General features: G+C 68.5%; 13 protein-coding genes. 4 read left to right on the forward strand and 9 right to left on the reverse strand.

All coding sequences use genetic code 11. The annotated features are described in order from the left end of the window. The first annotated feature begins 17 nt into the window (after positions 1-17). Together ACE5C1_RS02340 and ACE5C1_RS02345 are read left to right on the forward strand one after the other, a co-directional pair. A complete protein-coding gene (locus tag ACE5C1_RS02340; protein WP_374942449.1) occupies positions 18-1949 on the forward strand; it encodes an autotransporter assembly complex family protein in 1932 nt (643 codons plus the stop codon). A gap of 5 nt (positions 1950-1954) precedes the next feature. After that, positions 1955-6061: a translocation/assembly module TamB domain-containing protein gene (locus tag ACE5C1_RS02345; protein WP_374942541.1), complete on the forward strand. Its 4107-nt coding sequence runs from the start codon at positions 1955-1957 to the stop codon at positions 6059-6061. On the opposite strand, the gene ACE5C1_RS02350 is transcribed toward ACE5C1_RS02345, so the two are convergent. From ACE5C1_RS02350 to ACE5C1_RS02360, 3 genes are read right to left on the reverse strand one after another with little or no spacing between them, the layout of a single operon-like run. Beyond that, complete coding sequence (locus tag ACE5C1_RS02350) at positions 6055-6456, reverse strand: PIN domain-containing protein (RefSeq protein ID WP_374942450.1); 402 nt, start codon at positions 6454-6456, stop codon at positions 6055-6057. The two genes, ACE5C1_RS02345 and ACE5C1_RS02350, sit on opposite strands and share 7 nt — an antisense overlap. Further along, positions 6457-6729: an AbrB/MazE/SpoVT family DNA-binding domain-containing protein gene (locus ACE5C1_RS02355; protein WP_374942451.1), complete on the reverse strand. Its 273-nt coding sequence runs from the start codon at positions 6727-6729 to the stop codon at positions 6457-6459. Between the two features lie 52 nt (positions 6730-6781). Further along, the gene (locus ACE5C1_RS02360) at positions 6782-8206 is read right to left on the reverse strand and encodes an aldehyde dehydrogenase family protein (protein WP_374942452.1); all 1425 of its coding nucleotides are present in this window, start codon (positions 8204-8206) and stop codon (positions 6782-6784) included. 82 nt (positions 8207-8288) lie between these two features. On the opposite strand from ACE5C1_RS02360, the gene ACE5C1_RS02365 reads away from it, so the two are divergent. After that, a complete protein-coding gene (locus ACE5C1_RS02365) occupies positions 8289-9266 on the forward strand; it encodes a quinone oxidoreductase (RefSeq protein ID WP_374942453.1) in 978 nt (325 codons plus the stop codon). 343 nt (positions 9267-9609) lie between these two features. Here ACE5C1_RS02365 and ACE5C1_RS02370 read toward each other — a convergent pair whose 3' ends face one another. From ACE5C1_RS02370 to ACE5C1_RS02395, 6 genes are all read right to left on the reverse strand, one after another. After that, a complete protein-coding gene (locus tag ACE5C1_RS02370; RefSeq protein ID WP_374942454.1) occupies positions 9610-9894 on the reverse strand; it encodes a helix-turn-helix domain-containing protein in 285 nt (94 codons plus the stop codon). Then, entirely contained in the window at positions 9891-10019 is a 129-nt protein-coding gene (locus ACE5C1_RS02375; RefSeq protein ID WP_374942455.1) for a type II toxin-antitoxin system RelE/ParE family toxin, read from the reverse strand. Before ACE5C1_RS02375 ends, ACE5C1_RS02370 begins: the two co-directional genes overlap by 4 nt. Next, positions 10016-10210 (reverse strand): hypothetical protein, encoded by a 195-nt coding sequence (locus ACE5C1_RS02380; protein WP_374942456.1) that lies wholly within the window; start codon positions 10208-10210, stop codon positions 10016-10018. The genes ACE5C1_RS02375 and ACE5C1_RS02380 overlap by 4 nt, the downstream gene beginning before the upstream one ends. A 139-nt stretch (positions 10211-10349) precedes the next feature. Further along, entirely contained in the window at positions 10350-10823 is a 474-nt protein-coding gene (locus ACE5C1_RS02385) for a hypothetical protein (protein ID WP_374942457.1), read from the reverse strand. Further along, the gene (locus ACE5C1_RS02390; RefSeq protein ID WP_374942458.1) at positions 10820-12097 is read right to left on the reverse strand and encodes a M20/M25/M40 family metallo-hydrolase; all 1278 of its coding nucleotides are present in this window, start codon (positions 12095-12097) and stop codon (positions 10820-10822) included. The genes ACE5C1_RS02385 and ACE5C1_RS02390 overlap by 4 nt, the downstream gene beginning before the upstream one ends. Before the next feature lie 104 nt (positions 12098-12201). Beyond that, the gene (locus tag ACE5C1_RS02395; protein WP_374942459.1) at positions 12202-13359 is read right to left on the reverse strand and encodes an acyl-CoA dehydrogenase family protein; all 1158 of its coding nucleotides are present in this window, start codon (positions 13357-13359) and stop codon (positions 12202-12204) included. 192 nt (positions 13360-13551) lie between these two features. On the opposite strand from ACE5C1_RS02395, the gene ACE5C1_RS02400 reads away from it, so the two are divergent. Continuing rightward, on the forward strand, positions 13552-14553 hold the full coding sequence (locus tag ACE5C1_RS02400; RefSeq protein ID WP_374942460.1) for a fumarylacetoacetate hydrolase family protein: 1002 nt from the start codon (positions 13552-13554) through the stop codon (positions 14551-14553). Positions 14554-14556: the final 3 nt, after the last annotated feature.

Below are 14556 nucleotides of genomic sequence, written 5' to 3' on the forward strand. Positions count from 1 at the left end.
CGCCTAGACGCTCGCGCATGATGTACCGCTTGGCGCGGCTGTGCGGGGGTGCGGTCGTGTGTCTTCTCCTGCCCTCCAGCCTGGCCGCGCAAGATGCGCCGGTGCCGCCGGAGGCGGGGCTCGATCTGGCATCGCCGCTGGCGCCGCTGCCCGACATCGGCGTCGACTGGCCCGACCTGACGACCAAGGCGCCCGATACACCCTCCGCTCCGACCACCGACGCATCGACAGAGGCGCGCTACGGCTGGACGATCGAGGGAATCGACGATGTTGGCTCGGCGCTGCTCCGACAGCGCTTCGAGCAGGCTTCGACGCTAAAGGCCAACGACGGCGAGCCTGCCAATGCGGCGCAACTGGACCGGCGCGCGCGCGAGGACGCCGACCTCCTTGCCAGCCTGTTGCGCGGCGAGGGCTATTACGACGCGCGGGTGGCGACCCGAGTCGAGCCGGGCACGCTGCCGCGGGTGGTGCTCGATGCAACGCCGGGAACGCTTTACCGGTTTGCGGGCGTGACGATCGACGGGATCGCGGCGGCGGGCGACAAGGCGGCACCGCTGAGCGAAGCGTTCGGGGTGAAGGAGGGCGCGCCGGTCAACGCCGACACGATCGTCGGCGGTCAGGCGGCGCTGACGACCGGACTGGCGCGGCAGGGATTTCCTTTTGCCACGGTGAGCGAGCCCGAGATCGTCGTCGATCGTGCCGCCCGCACCGCGACACTGGACGTGAAGGTCGATCCCGGCGCTTCGCTTCGCTTCGGGCAGGTCGTCGCGGCGCCGGGCAACCGGGTGTTCGATGCACGCCATGTCCAGGATATCGCGCGATTCACGCCGGGCGACCCTTACAACGTCTCCTCGCTCGACGACCTGCGGCGCGCGCTGATCCAGACGAGCTTGGTGTCCGCCGTCGAGGTGAAGCCGGTGCCGGGGACCGCGCCGGGCACGGTCGACGTGTCGGTGCGGATGGACCCGGCGCCGCCGCGCACCGTCGCGGGCGAACTGGGCTATGGCACCGGCGAGGGCGCGCGTGCGGAGCTGACCTGGACACACCGCAACCTGTTTCCGCCCGAAGGCGCGCTGACCTTGCGCTCGGTGCTGGGGACACAGGAGCAGCTCGGCTCGGTGGTGTTCCGGCGCAACAATTTCCATGCCCGCGACCGCGTGCTGACATTGCAGCTTGCCGCTGCCAATACCCAGCGCGACGCATACGAGGCGAAGACCTTCAGCCTGTCGGGATCGCTGGAGCGGCAGACCAACATCTTCTTCCAGAAGACCTGGACGTGGTCGCTGGGCGCCGAGCTGCTGGCGTCGGACGAGCGCGACGTGGTCGTATCGACGGGAGCGCCGCGACGGCGGACCTTCTTCATCGCAGCACTGCCGACCAGCCTGAATTACGACGGGTCGGACGACCTGCTCAATCCGACGCGCGGCTTTCGGCTGGGCGGGCGCATCAGCCCCGAATTGTCGCTGCAGGGGACGGCATTCGGCTATGCGCGCGCGCAGATCGACGCGACCGGATATCGCGCGATCGGCGGCGTGGTGCTGGCGGCACGGACGCGGCTTGGCACGATACTGGGGGCGCCGCGTGATCAGGTCGCGCCTTCGCGGCGGTTCTACGCGGGCGGCGGCGCGTCGGTGCGCGGCTATGGCTTCCAGTCGATCGGACCGCGCGACCCCAACAACGATCCGATCGGCGGGCGCAGCCTGGCGGAGTTCGCGATCGAGGCGCGGGTCAAGCTGTTCGGCAACGTGGGGCTGGTGCCTTTCCTGGACGCGGGCAACATCTATACCGCCGCCCTGCCCGATCTCACGCGAATGCGCTTCGGCACCGGGCTGGGCCTACGCTATTATTCGAGCTTCGGGCCGATCCGCGTCGATGTCGGCACGCCGGTCAACCCGCAGCCGGGCGATACGCGCATTGCGGTCTACGTGTCGCTGGGGCAGGCGTTTTGAGGTGGCTGCGGCGGATCGCGCTGGCGCTGCTGGGGCTGGCGGCCGGGCTCGGCCTGCTGCTGGCAGTCGTCGACAGCGAGGTGGGTCATCGCTGGGTGGCGCAGCGGATCGATGGCATCCGTACCGCCAACGGTTTGCGGTTCGGGGTCGGTCGGATCGACGGATCGCTGTATGCCGACACGCGGATCACCGACCTGCGCGTCTACGATCTCGACGGATTGGTGTTTCAGGCACCGTCGGTGCGGCTCGACTGGCGGCCGTGGAATTGGTTCGCCAATCGCCTCGACATCCGCGCGCTCGAGATGCCCAGGGCGACGCTGCTGCACGCGCCGCAGACCCGGCCGAGCGCAAAGCGCAGCGCGATCCTGCCCGCGTTCGATATCGCGATCGGGGCGCTGAGGGTCGACCGGCTGGTGTTGGCCCCGCCCGTGCTGGGGCGCGAGCGGGTGGGGCGGATCGAGGGCCGCGCCGACATTCGTCAGGGCCGCGCGCTGATCGATCTCGCCGCGCTCGTCGCCGGGACCGACCGGGTACGCCTGACGATCGACGCGGAACCGGCGCGCGACCGGTTCGACATCGACGTCGCCGCGCGCGGCACCGCCAACGGTGTGCTCGCGCGGATGGCGGGGGTGCGGGCGCCCGTTCGCCTCGGCGTGTCCGGCGACGGGCGCTGGGCGGCGTGGAACGGCCGCGCAACTGGGCAGGCCGGGAGCGTGCGCGCGATCGACCTGGCGCTCGCGGCGCGTGCTGGACGGTACACGCTACAGGGCGCGCTGGTGCCCGCGCCGTTCGTCGGGGGCAAGCTCCAGCGGCTGTCGAGCCCGAAGGTATTGGTGAACGGCGGCGCGACCTTCGCCGATCGCCGGTTGAGCGGCGACCTGTCGTTGCGCTCGGCGGCACTGGCGGTCGATGCGACGGGCACGATCGATCTGGCGGGAGGCGCGTATCGCAACGTTCGTATCGCGGCGCGGCTGCTGCGGCCGGAGGCGCTGTTTCCGAACATGACCGGGCGTGGCGTGGCGCTGCGCGCCATCGTCGACGGCGCGTTCGCGAGCGCAGCGTTCGATTACCGGCTAAGCGCGGACCGCTTCGCCTTCGACCAGACCGGGTTCGAAATTGCGCGCGCCAGCGGACGCGGGCGGCTGTCGACGCCCCCGGTGCTCGTGCCTATCCGCTTCGTTGCGGCGCGGGTCACCGGTGTGGGTGATGTCGCGGGGGGCATTCTGCGCAATTTGGGGGTGGCCGGCGTGCTGCGGGTCACGCCGCAGACGGTGACGGGCAACGATCTGCGGCTGACGTCGGATAAACTTGCCGCCCGGATCGCATTGACGCTGGACCTCCGCTCCGGGCGGTTCGAGGTGGGGCTCAATGGCGCCCTCGGCCGGTATCTCATTCCCGGGCTCGGCGTCGTCGACGTACAGTCGCGGTTGACCGTCGTGCCGGGCCCCGAGGGCAAGGGCACGCGTGTCGTCGGGCGCGGCGTGGCGCGGATGCTGCGGCTCGACAACGCCTTCTTCCGCAGCCTGGCGGGCGGGCTGCCGCGGATCACCACCGGGCTGGAACGCACGCCCGACGGTATCCTCCACCTGCGCGGACTGGTGCTGACCGCGCCTTTGATCCGCTTGGCGGGCGAGGGATATCGGCGTCGTGACGGGACGTTCCATTTCGAGGGCGCCGGACGGCAGGCGAGCTACGGCCCGGTGCGGCTGGTGCTCGACGGGGATATCGCCAAGCCGACCCTCGATCTGCTGCTGGCAAGTCCCAACGCGGCGCTGGGACTGTCGCAGGTCCGCGCGCACCTCGACCCCACGCCGCAAGGCTTCGCGTTCCGCGCAGCCGGAGGCTCGCGACTGGGGAGCTTCACCGGCGACGGTGCGATCCTACTGCCGCCCGGCGGACAGGCGCGCATCGCGGTTGCGCGACTCGACGTGGCAGGGACGCGCGCGAGCGGCGCACTCGACGTCGTACCCGGCGGGTTCGACGGACGGCTGGGCGTGGCGGGCGGCGGCATCGCGGGCGCCATCCTGTTCCGCCCAGTGGGCGACATCCAGCAAGTCGAAGCGCACCTCGATGCGAGCGGCGCGCGCGCGGGGGCGACGTCATTGCGGCGGGGTCACCTCGATCTCGTCGCGGGGCTCGATCCGGCGGGCACCACAATCGAGGCGACCGCGACCGGCGGAGGTTTGCGCCGCGGCGGACTGAGCCTGGCGCGCTTCGCCGGCACCGCCTCGGTGCGTGGCGGTGTCGGAACGGTCCGCGCTTCCATCGCGGGCTCGCGCGGGCGGGCGTTCGACATCCAGACCGTGACCCGGATCGCACCCGATCGTTTCGTGGTCGCGGCGCAAGGCACGCTCGATCGCCGCCCGCTCGCGCTGCTGACACCGGCCGTGATTGCCCGCGATGGCGACGGCTGGCGTCTCGCCCCCACGCGGCTCAGCTTCGGAGGCGGCGAGGCGCAGGTCGGCGGGCGACTTGCGGGCGGTGGCGGCGCGATCGACGCGTCGCTGACCGCAATGCCGCTGACGGTGCTCGACATCGGCTTTCCCGGCCTGGGGCTCGGCGGGGCGGCGTCGGGCAAGCTGGCCTTCGCGATCGCTCCCGAGGCTCCGCCCACAGGCCGCGTCGACCTGACGATCCGTGGGCTGACGCGTTCGGGGCTCGTGCTCTCGTCACGGCCGATCGATGTCGGCGTGGCGGGCGTGCTGACCGCGGATCGGCTGGGACTGCGCGCGGTCGCGGCTTCGGGGGGCAAGACGGTCGGGCGGGCGCAGGCACTGCTGGCCCCGCTCGGCTCGGGAAGCTTCGTCCGCCGGATCGCCGATGCGCCGCTGTTTGCGCAGCTCCGCTATGGCGGGCCTGCGGATACCTTGTGGCGCCTGACCGGGATCGAGCTGTTCGACCTGTCGGGGCCGGTGGCGATCGGTGCCGATGTGCGCGGACGGCTCTCCGCGCCCGTGATCGCAGGCACGATCCAGGCAACAGGCGCGCGGATCGAGAGCGCGACCACCGGCACGATCCTGACCAACGTCCAGGCGAGCGGGCGGTTCGGGGGCTCGCGCCTCGCGATCGACCGGTTCGCCGCCGATGCCGGACGCGGCGGCCGGGTGACGGGCACGGGCCGGTTCGACTTTGCCGCGGCGCGCGGCATCGGCATCGATCTGCGGCTGCAGGCCGATCATGCGGTGATGATCGGGCGCGACGAGATCGGCGCCACGGTCAGTGGCCCGCTGGTGTTCGCATCCGACGGTGCAGGGGGGACGATCTCGGGCGATGTCGTGCTGAACCGCAGTCGCTACCGGCTGGGCCAGGCAACCGCCGCGACTGCGACCCCCAGGATCAACGTCCGCGAGATCAACGTGCCCGGTGGCGGCGATGAGGACGACGCGCCTGCCGTCAGGCCGTGGACGCTGGCGCTGCATGCCCGCGCGCCGGGGCAGGTGCTGGTCAGTGGGCTGGGGCTGACCAGCGAGTGGGGCGCCGACCTGCGCATCGCGGGGACGCCGACCAATCCGGCGATCACAGGCCGGGCGAACCTGATCCGCGGCGACTATGAGTTCGCCGGGCGCGAGTTCGAGCTCGATCGGGGCGTCATTCGCTTTGCTGGCGAAGTGCCTGCCAATCCGGCGCTCGATATCGAGGCGAATGCGGACTCGACGGGGCTGAACGCGTCCATCCGCGTGACCGGGACGGCGCTGAAACCCGAGATCGGCTTCACCAGCACCCCTGCGTTGCCGCAGGACGAGCTGCTGTCACGGCTGTTGTTCGGGACGTCGATTACCAATTTGTCCGCGCCCGAAGCGCTCCAGCTTGCTGCGGCCGTGGCGGCGCTGCAGGGGGGTAACAGCGGGTTGAACCCGATCAATGCGGTACGCCGGGCGGCGGGGCTCGACCGGCTTCGCATCCTGCCCGCCGACCCGCAAACGGGGCAGGGCACCTCCATCGCCGCGGGCAAATACGTGACGCGGCGGGTGTATGCCGAGATCGTCACCGACGGTCAGGGCTATTCGGCGACGCGGCTGGAGTTCCAGCTGACCCGCTGGCTGTCGGTGCTGTCGAGCATCTCGACGCTGGGGCGGCAGAGCGCGAACGTGCGGGTGTCGCGGGATTATTGAGCGGGCGCGGGCCATGCTTCGAGGCGGAGGCGAGGAATATCGCGGAAGTCGTCGCCGTTGATCGTGACGAGGGTGAGGTCGTGGACGATGGCGGTTGCGGCGATGAGGCGGTCGAGAATGAGCCGTCTCGAAAAGCCCAGATGACGAGCGATGTTCCCGTAAGCCTCCACGACAACCCGGTCCACCGGCTCGACCGTCACCCTGCGCAGCAACGACACGACGCCGCGCTTGCGGCCTTCTATTCGCTCGGGATGCGCATAGATGCCCCCTTCCAGCTCCACGAGCGTCACGAGCGAAATGGCGGGGCGTTCGCGTCTGGCGACGATACGTGCGGTCACGTCCGCGTCGCCGTCGCGAAGGTGTATGGCGATGTTGGTGTCGATGAGCAGCGGCAATCAATATAGTCCGGGGCGATCCGGGAAGATATCGGGATCACGTATTTCGCGCGGCGGCGGACCTCCAGCAGCGTCCCAAATCGCCCTGATCTCACTTGCCATCGTTTCGAGATCGCGCCGGACGTCTTCCGGATCCTCCAGCGGTTGCACCGCAAAGCCTCTGCCGTTCCGCTCGATCGTCACGCGCGTGCCGGGCGGCAGGCCGAGTTCCTTGGGCAAGCGAAGCGCGCTGCTGTTGCCACTCTTGAACGTCTTGGTTTCGATTACACCCATGCCGCCCTCCGTATCTACGGTGTATACAGGTAGAGCCCGACCGCCGCAACCGCTATCCCGGCAGTCCGACCATCGTCTTCACCTCCATGAAGTCCGCCAGGCCGTAGCGCCCGTTCTCGCGGCCGTTGCCCGATTGCTTGTAGCCGCCGAAGGGGGCGCCCGCGTCGGGGCTCCAGGAGTTGATCGTCACCAGCCCTGCGCGCAGCTTCGGGGCGACCTTGGCGGCTTCGGCGGGGTCGCCGGAGATGGCGGCGGAGAGGCCGTAGGCGGTGTCGTTGGCGATGCGGATGCCCTCGTCCCGGGTGGCGTAGGACGTGATCGTGGCGACTGGGCCGAACACTTCCTCCTGCGCGATCCGCATTCCCGGCGTCACGTCGGCAAAGAGAGTGGGCTGGACGTAGAAGCCCGCGTTGCGCCCGTCGGGGCGACCGGTGCCGCCGGTGACGAGCGTCGCGCCTTCGTCGATGGCGGACTGGATCAGGCCCTGGATTTTCTCGAACTGCGCCTTGTTGACGACCGGGCCGATGTGCACGCCCATCTCGGACGGGTCGCCGACCTGCGTGCTTTCCATCATTGCCTTGACGAAGGCGGTGGCGTCGGCGACCTGGCTTTCGTGGACCAGCAGGCGGGTGGGGGCGATGCAGCTTTGCCCCGAATTGGCCAGCACGCCAGAGACCGTCGGCGGCAGGACGGCGGCGAGGTCGGCGCCTTCGAGGACGAGGTTCGCGGCCTTGCCGCCGAGTTCCTGGTGGACTCGCTTGACCGTGGCCGCGGCGGCCTGGGCGATGGCGATGCCGGCGCGGGTGGAGCCGGTGAAGCTGACCATGTCGACGTCGCGGTGTGCGGAAAGCGCCGCGCCGACGCCGGGGCCGTCGCCGTTGACCAGGTTGAAGACGCCCGCAGGCACCCCCGTTTCGTGGAGGATTTCGGCGAGGATCGCGGCGCACCCCGGGGCTTCCTCCGAGGGCTTGAGGATCATCGTGTCGCCTGCGGCGAGCGCGGGGGCGACCTTGGCGCAGATCTGGTTGAGCGGCCAGTTCCAAGGGGTGATCATCGCGACGACGCCCAGCGGCTCGTGGACGACGCGCGCCTTGCCGATCTGCTCCTCGAAGGTGAACGCGCCGAGCGCCTTCAGCGTCGCGGCGAAGTGCGCGAGGCCGGTGGGAGCCTGCGCCATCGAGGCGAGGCCGATCGGCGCGCCCATTTCCTGGCTGATCGCCTTGGCCAGATCGGGGATGCGGGTCTTGTAGACCTCGATGATCTTCGTCAGCAGCGCCTGGCGTTCGGCGACGGTGGTCTGCGAGTATGTCTCGAACGCGCGGCGGGCGGCGGCGACCGCCTTGTCGACGTCTCCTTGCGTGCCGAGCGTGATCTCGGTCACCGGCTGTTCGGTCGCGGGGTCGATGACCTGGTGAACGCTGCCACCGTCGCTGTCGATCCAGGCACCGTCGATGTAATGCTGCAGGTAGCGGTTCATGGGGCACCCTCTCGCGTGTGTTGGTTGGAACATCGGGTATTGCGGGGGTAGAGCGGTGGCAACCCAATTCAGGAGACAGCGTATGCACGCCCGAGTCGCCCGTCTGGACCGCACCGGCGGACCCGAAGTCATCGAGTGGCACGACGTCGACCTGCCACCGCCCGCGCCCGGCGAGGTGACCGTGCGGCACGAGGCGGTCGGGCTGAACTTCATCGACGTGTACCACCGCAACGGGGTGTATCCGGTGACCTTTCCGGCGGGACTCGGGTTCGAGGCGGCGGGGGTGGTCGAGGCGGTCGGCGAGGGCGTCGTCGAGGTCGCGGTGGGCGACCGGGTGGGGAGCTTCACCGGGCACCGCGGGGCCTATGCCAGCGTGCGAAACGTCGATGCGGGGGACGTGGTGAAGCTGCCCGACAGCGTCGATGCGAAGACCGCGGCGGCGTTGCTGCTCAAGGGATGTACGGCGGAGTTCCTGATCGAGCGCTGCGCGAAGGTGCAGGCGGGGCAGATTGTGCTGGTCCATGCGGCGGCGGGCGGGGTGGGGCACCTGCTGGTCGGCTGGCTAAAGGCGATCGGCGCGACGGTGATCGGGACGGCGGGCACGGCGGAAAAGGTCGAGCGGGTGAAGGCGGCGGGGGCGGACCATGTGCTTCACAGCCGCGATGACGACGTCGCGCTGCGGGTGCGGGCGCTGACCGGGGGCGTGGGCGTGCCGGTGATCCTCGACGGGGTCGGCAAGGCGACGTGGCCGGTCAGCCTGAACTGCGCGGCGCGGCGGGGGCTGATCGTCAGCTATGGGAACGCGAGCGGGACGATCGAGGGGGTCAATCTGGGGGTGCTGGCGGCGAAGGGATCGCTGTTCCTGACGCGGCCGACGCTGTTCGACTATTGCGTGACGCGGGCGGAGAAGCAGGCGAGCGTCGACCGGGTGTTCGCGATGCTCGCCGCGGGTGCGATCCGGCCGGAGATCGGGCGGGAGTTTCCGCTGGAGGACGCCGCGGAGGCGCATCGGGCGTTGGAGGCGGGGGAGACGTTCGGGAGCAATGTGCTCGTGGTTTAGAGGGCGGAAGGTGAGGCTAAGGTGAGGCCAATGACGCTGTTCGTCTGCTCGAAAGGTCACTGGAAGGTCATGCCCTACACGGTTGGGGCGCTCGCCGGATGTTGGCGAAGTTGTCGCGTATCGTTGCATTTTGCGGACGCGCAAATGCGTCGCGGTCGTGGTCAAATTGCAGAAGTGAGAAAGAGCGGGCGCTGGACAACGCCGATTCACGCGAACGATAGCACGGCCGGCGGGCCGTAGGACAGAAGTTTGTCGTCACCCCCGCCGCTCGCCGCCATCCCCTCGTCACCCCGGATCAAGCCCGGGGTGACGAGACGTGGTTGGCCAGTCGCTGGTCGTTGCGTCAGGCTGCCTCGTCGACGTGGATATGCACGGCCAGACCCGAAGCGGTGGCGAGGTTCACGAGCGCGTCGAGCGAGAATTTTGCCATCTTGCCTTGCAGCAGGTCGTTGAGGCGGGGGCGGGTGATGCCGAGCCGGGCGGCGGCGAGTTCCTGCGACAGGTTCCAGGCGCGGACGCGTGCCTTCAGCGCCGACAGCAGTTCGGAACGCGCCTTGAGGTTCGCGGCCTGCGCAGGGGTGTCGGCCAGCGCGTCGAACACGTTGTCGTAGGTTTGAACGTCCGTCATCTCTGCCTCCATGCGCGCAGGCGCGTTGCCGCCAGGTCGATATCGCGTTGCGGTGTCGCCTGCGTCTTCTTCTGAAAGGCGTGTAAGACCAGCACCGCCTCCGGGAGCGTCGCCAGGTAGATCACCCGGAACGCTCCGGAGTCCTCCCTGATCCTGATTCGCGGACGCCGGGGCCGATCGTCTTCATCGGCTTCCAGTCGTCCGGGTCGTTGCCGTTCTGGACCTCGTGAAGCTGGTGACCGGCGTCCGATCTGGCGTCGTCCGGAAAGTCCCGGAGTCGGTCGAGGCTGTCGCCGAGGAACGCAATCGGCTTCATATCAGTGCTGTATCAGAATAGATACAATTCCGCAACCTGTTCGCTACGCCGCCGCGTTATCCGTGCCTCATGGCGTTGAGAGAAGAAGAAGCGGAAGGCCGGGGTGACGAGAGGTTGGGTGCCCGCAACAGCACGGAGGTCAATGCGCATTCGAGCGCGTGCACATCAAGCGGGTTTGAGCGCAGTATTCAGCCGCTGCTTGCACCTTTAAAGGCACAATGCCGAGAAACAGCGATGCCATCGCCGTGGCACGAGGCTCCAGCGCGCGCATACGGATCGTTTCCGGACGTTCGGCAGCGGCGACCAAGGTCCGGAGATCACTCATCGGCAGCCCTTTAGCATAGGTCATCGCCATACCTTCAAGCGCCTGCTCACGGGTCCGCACGGCTATACGCCTTCCCGTAGCGATCAACGCGTTGCGTTGGTCCGCAGTCAGCATCTTGGCTTCAGGTTCAGCAGCCAACTCGGCCAACTCATCATCGGCCTGTATTGGTAGCGTCGCGATTATGATGCTCTGTTCTGCCAGCTTCCTCCCAAGTGCGAGCGCCTCCGCCGACGGCAACGCGGGTGTGAGCGCTTGGAAAGCCAGAATTATCAACAGGTTTATGCTCACCGCCGTTCCCCCGCATAGCGCGAGATCAGCACCGCACTCCGCAGCGCCTGCCGCGGCAGGCTCGCGAGGTCGACCCACTCCCCTTCCGCATGTGCGTTGCCGCTGATCGGGCCCATGCCGGCGAGCGTGTCGACGTCGGCGGCGACGAAGCTGCTGTCCGCGGCGCCGCGTTTGGCGGGGTCGAATTCGGTCATATCGGGAAGGCCCAGGTCGCGGTTGACTGCGTTCAGCTTCGCCAAGACCGCGCGGTTGCCTGGGGTGGGGGCCATCGAGGGGTAGCCGTCGGAGAAGGTTATTTCCGCGCCCGTGCCGGGGAGGTGCTCCGCGACGATCGCCTGCATCTTCGCCATGACGCGGGCGTTTTGTTCGGGGGTCAGGGCGCGGATGTCGCCGCGGGCTACCGCGCTGGCGGCGGTGATGTTGGGTTTGCCGGTGGCCGTGGCGATCAGCTGGTTCCTGTCGAACGTGGCCGGCGTGCCGCCCGCCATGACGCCGACGTTGTAGGTCAGGTTGGGTTCGGGCAGGTCGCGGCGGAACCGGTCGACGATGCGCGCCAGCTCGTAGATGGCGCCATAGCCGAGGGTGCGGCCGAACACGCCGCTGCTGTGGCCGGATCTGCCGGTGGTGGTCAGCACCCAGTCGGTCGAGCTGCGCCTGGCGGTGGAGCCGTATTCGCGGCCGTCCTCGGTGGCGAGATTCTCGTATTCGAGCGCGACGTCGGCGCGCTTGCCCGCGGCGATCAGGTCGCGGCGGGCGACATCCAGCGGTTTGCCCGAGCGTTCCTCGTCGCCGGTCATGACGATCTCGATGTCGGCGGCCTTCAGCGTGCCCGCGGCCTGCATCGCGCGCAGGGCGGCGATGACGACGACCACGCCGCCCTTGTCGTCGCCCGAGCCGGGGCCGGTGGCGCGGGTGCCTTCCTTCTTCCAGCCGGTGAAGGTGGAGGTGGGCTCGAAGACGGTGTCGAGGTGGGCGATGAGGAGGACGCGCTTGCCTTTGCCGTCGCCTTTATGGACCGCGATCAGGTGCCCGGCGCGACCGGTTTCGGTCATATCGATCCAGCGGACCTGAAAGCCCAATGGTTCGAGTTCGGCGCGGACCATGGCGCCGACCTTGCGGACGCCTGCGAGGTTGAGGGTGCCGCTGTTCTGGAGGACGAGTCTTTCGAGAAGTGCTTCATTGCGGGGGACGTCGGTGGTTACCGCGGTTTGCATCTTAACTTCGGCGGGGGTGAGTTTGGCGGTGGCGGGGGTGGCGAGGGCCAGGGACGCCAAGGCACACGATATTCCGTTCGCCCTGAGCGAAGTCGAAAAGCGGTTCTTGGCCAAGGTGCTTCGACTGCGCTCAGCACGAACGGAGAATGGGGTAACGGGCATCTTCACAAAGACCGCCCGATCACTTCCTTCATGATCTCGCTCGTCCCTCCGTAAATCCGCGTCACCCGTGCCGCGCGCCAGCTTCGGGCGATCGGGTATTCGTTCATGTAGCCCGCGCCGCCGTGGAGCTGGAGGCATTTGTCCATCACCTCCCATTGCAGCTCGGTGTGCCAGAGCTTGGCGGCGGCGCCTTCCTCGTTGGTCAGGTCGCCCGCGAGGTGGCGTTTGATCGCCCAGTCGAGGTGCGCCCAGCCGACCTGCAATTTGGTCTTGAGGTCGGCCAGCACGAAGCGGGTGTTCTGGAAGTCGAAGACGACCCCTGCGAACGCCTTGCGCTCCTTGGTGAAGGCGACGGTTTCATCGAACGCTTTTTGCGCCGAAGCTTGTCCCCCGATCGCGATCGAGAGGCGTTCCTGGGGGAGCTGACTCATGAGCTGGACGAAGCCCTTGCCCTCCTCGCCGAGGCAATTGGTCATCGGCACGCGGACGTCGGCGAAGAACAGTTCGCTGGTGTCGGCGGCGTCCTGGCCGATCTTGTCGAACTTGCGGCCGCGGCGGAAGCCCTCGCGGGTCGCCTCGACGAGGATGATCGACATGCCCTTCCACGCCGGTTGCGCGTCGGGGTCGGTCTTGGCGACGACGAGCACGAGGTCGGCGTTCTGGCCGTTGGTGATGTAGGTTTTCTGGCCGTCGATGACGTAGTGGTTGCCGTCCTTCTTCGCGGTGGTGCGGATCGCCTGGAGGTCGCTGCCCGCGCCGGGTTCGGACATCGCGATCGCGGTGACGATCTCGCCCGAGACCATCTTGGGCAACCATTCGGCCTTCTGTTCGGGACTGCCGTAATGCTCGACATAGCCTGCGACGATGTCGGATTGCAGCGTGAAGCCGGCGGGGACGCCCGCGTAGGTCAGCTCCTCGTTGACGATCGCGTTGTAGCCGAAATCGAGGCCGGGGCCGCCGTATTCCTCGGGCACCGTCGGGCAGAGCAGGCCGACCTCGCCCGCGGCGCGCCAGAAGTATTTGGGGACCAGGCGTTGCTCTTCCCACTGTGCGACGTGCGGCACGCCTTCCTTGGCGAGGAAGCTACGGACGGTGCGGCGGAACGCCTCGTGGTCGTCGTTGTAGGCGAAGCGGCCGGGGATAGCATCGAGTGTCGTCATGGCGGGAGCGTGCGGGCGTTGCGGCGAGTGGTCAATCCCCCGCCGTCCGTCCTGAGTAGGAGCTGAGCCTGCCCATATCGAAGGACATGCCCGGCGTCCTGTCCTTCGATACGCCACTTCGACGTCGCTCAGTGGCTACTCAGGACGAACGGAGAAGGCTACAACAGCGTAAATGCTAACGAGAGGACGCGCATGAAACTGGCAAGCCTGAAGCACGGTCGCGATGGCCGGCTGGTCGTCGTATCGAGCGATCTCGCCTGGTACGCCGACGCGGGGCATATCGCGCCGACGTTGCAGGCGGCGCTCGACGACTGGGAGCAGCACGCGCCGGCGTTGCAGAATTTGGCGATCGATCTCGACCATGAGGCGATCCCGCGCGAGCGCTTCCACGAGCACGATGCGGCGGCGCCTTTGCCGCGGGCGTATCAGTGGGCGGACGGGTCGGCCTACGTCAACCACGTCGCGCTGGTGCGGCGGGCAAGGGCGGCGGAGATGCCCGACAGCTTCTGGCACGATCCGCTGATGTATCAGGGCGGGTCGGACGGGTTCCTTGGCGCGCGCGACCCCATACCGCTGGCCGATGAGTCCTGGGGGTGCGACCTGGAGGCCGAGGTCGTCGTCGTCACCGGCGACGTGCCGCTGGGGGCTTCGCGCGAGGAGGCCTTGGCGGCGGTGCGGCTGGTCGGGCTGACCAACGATGTCTCGCTGCGCAACCTGATCCCGGGCGAGCTGGCCAAGGGCTTCGGGTTCTTTCAATCGAAGCCTGCGAGCGCTTTCTCGCCGGTGTTCGTGACCCCCGAGTCGCTGGGGGACTGGTGGCGGGACGGCAAGCTGCACCGCAGGCTGATGGTCGACCTGAACGGCAAGCCGTTCGGGCGCGCGGAGGCGGGGGAGGACATGACGTTCGATTTCGGGACTTTGGTCGCGCATGCGGCGAAGACGCGCAAGCTGGGGGCGGGCACGATCGTCGGCTCGGGGACGGTGTCGAACCGCGATGCGGACGGTGGGCCGGGCAGGCCGGTGAACGAGGGTGGGGTGGGATATTCGTGCCTGGCCGAGGTGCGCACCGTAGAGACGATCGCTGGTGGCGCGGCGGCGACGCCGTTCCTCAAACGCGGTGACACCGTTCGGATCTGGGCGGAGGACGACCGGCACCATCCGATCTTCGGGGTGATCGAACAGGTCGTGGAGTGAGTA

Origin of the sequence: Sphingomonas sp., assembly GCF_964263785.1 — a bacterium.
Lineage (GTDB): Bacteria > Pseudomonadota > Alphaproteobacteria > Sphingomonadales > Sphingomonadaceae > Sphingomonas.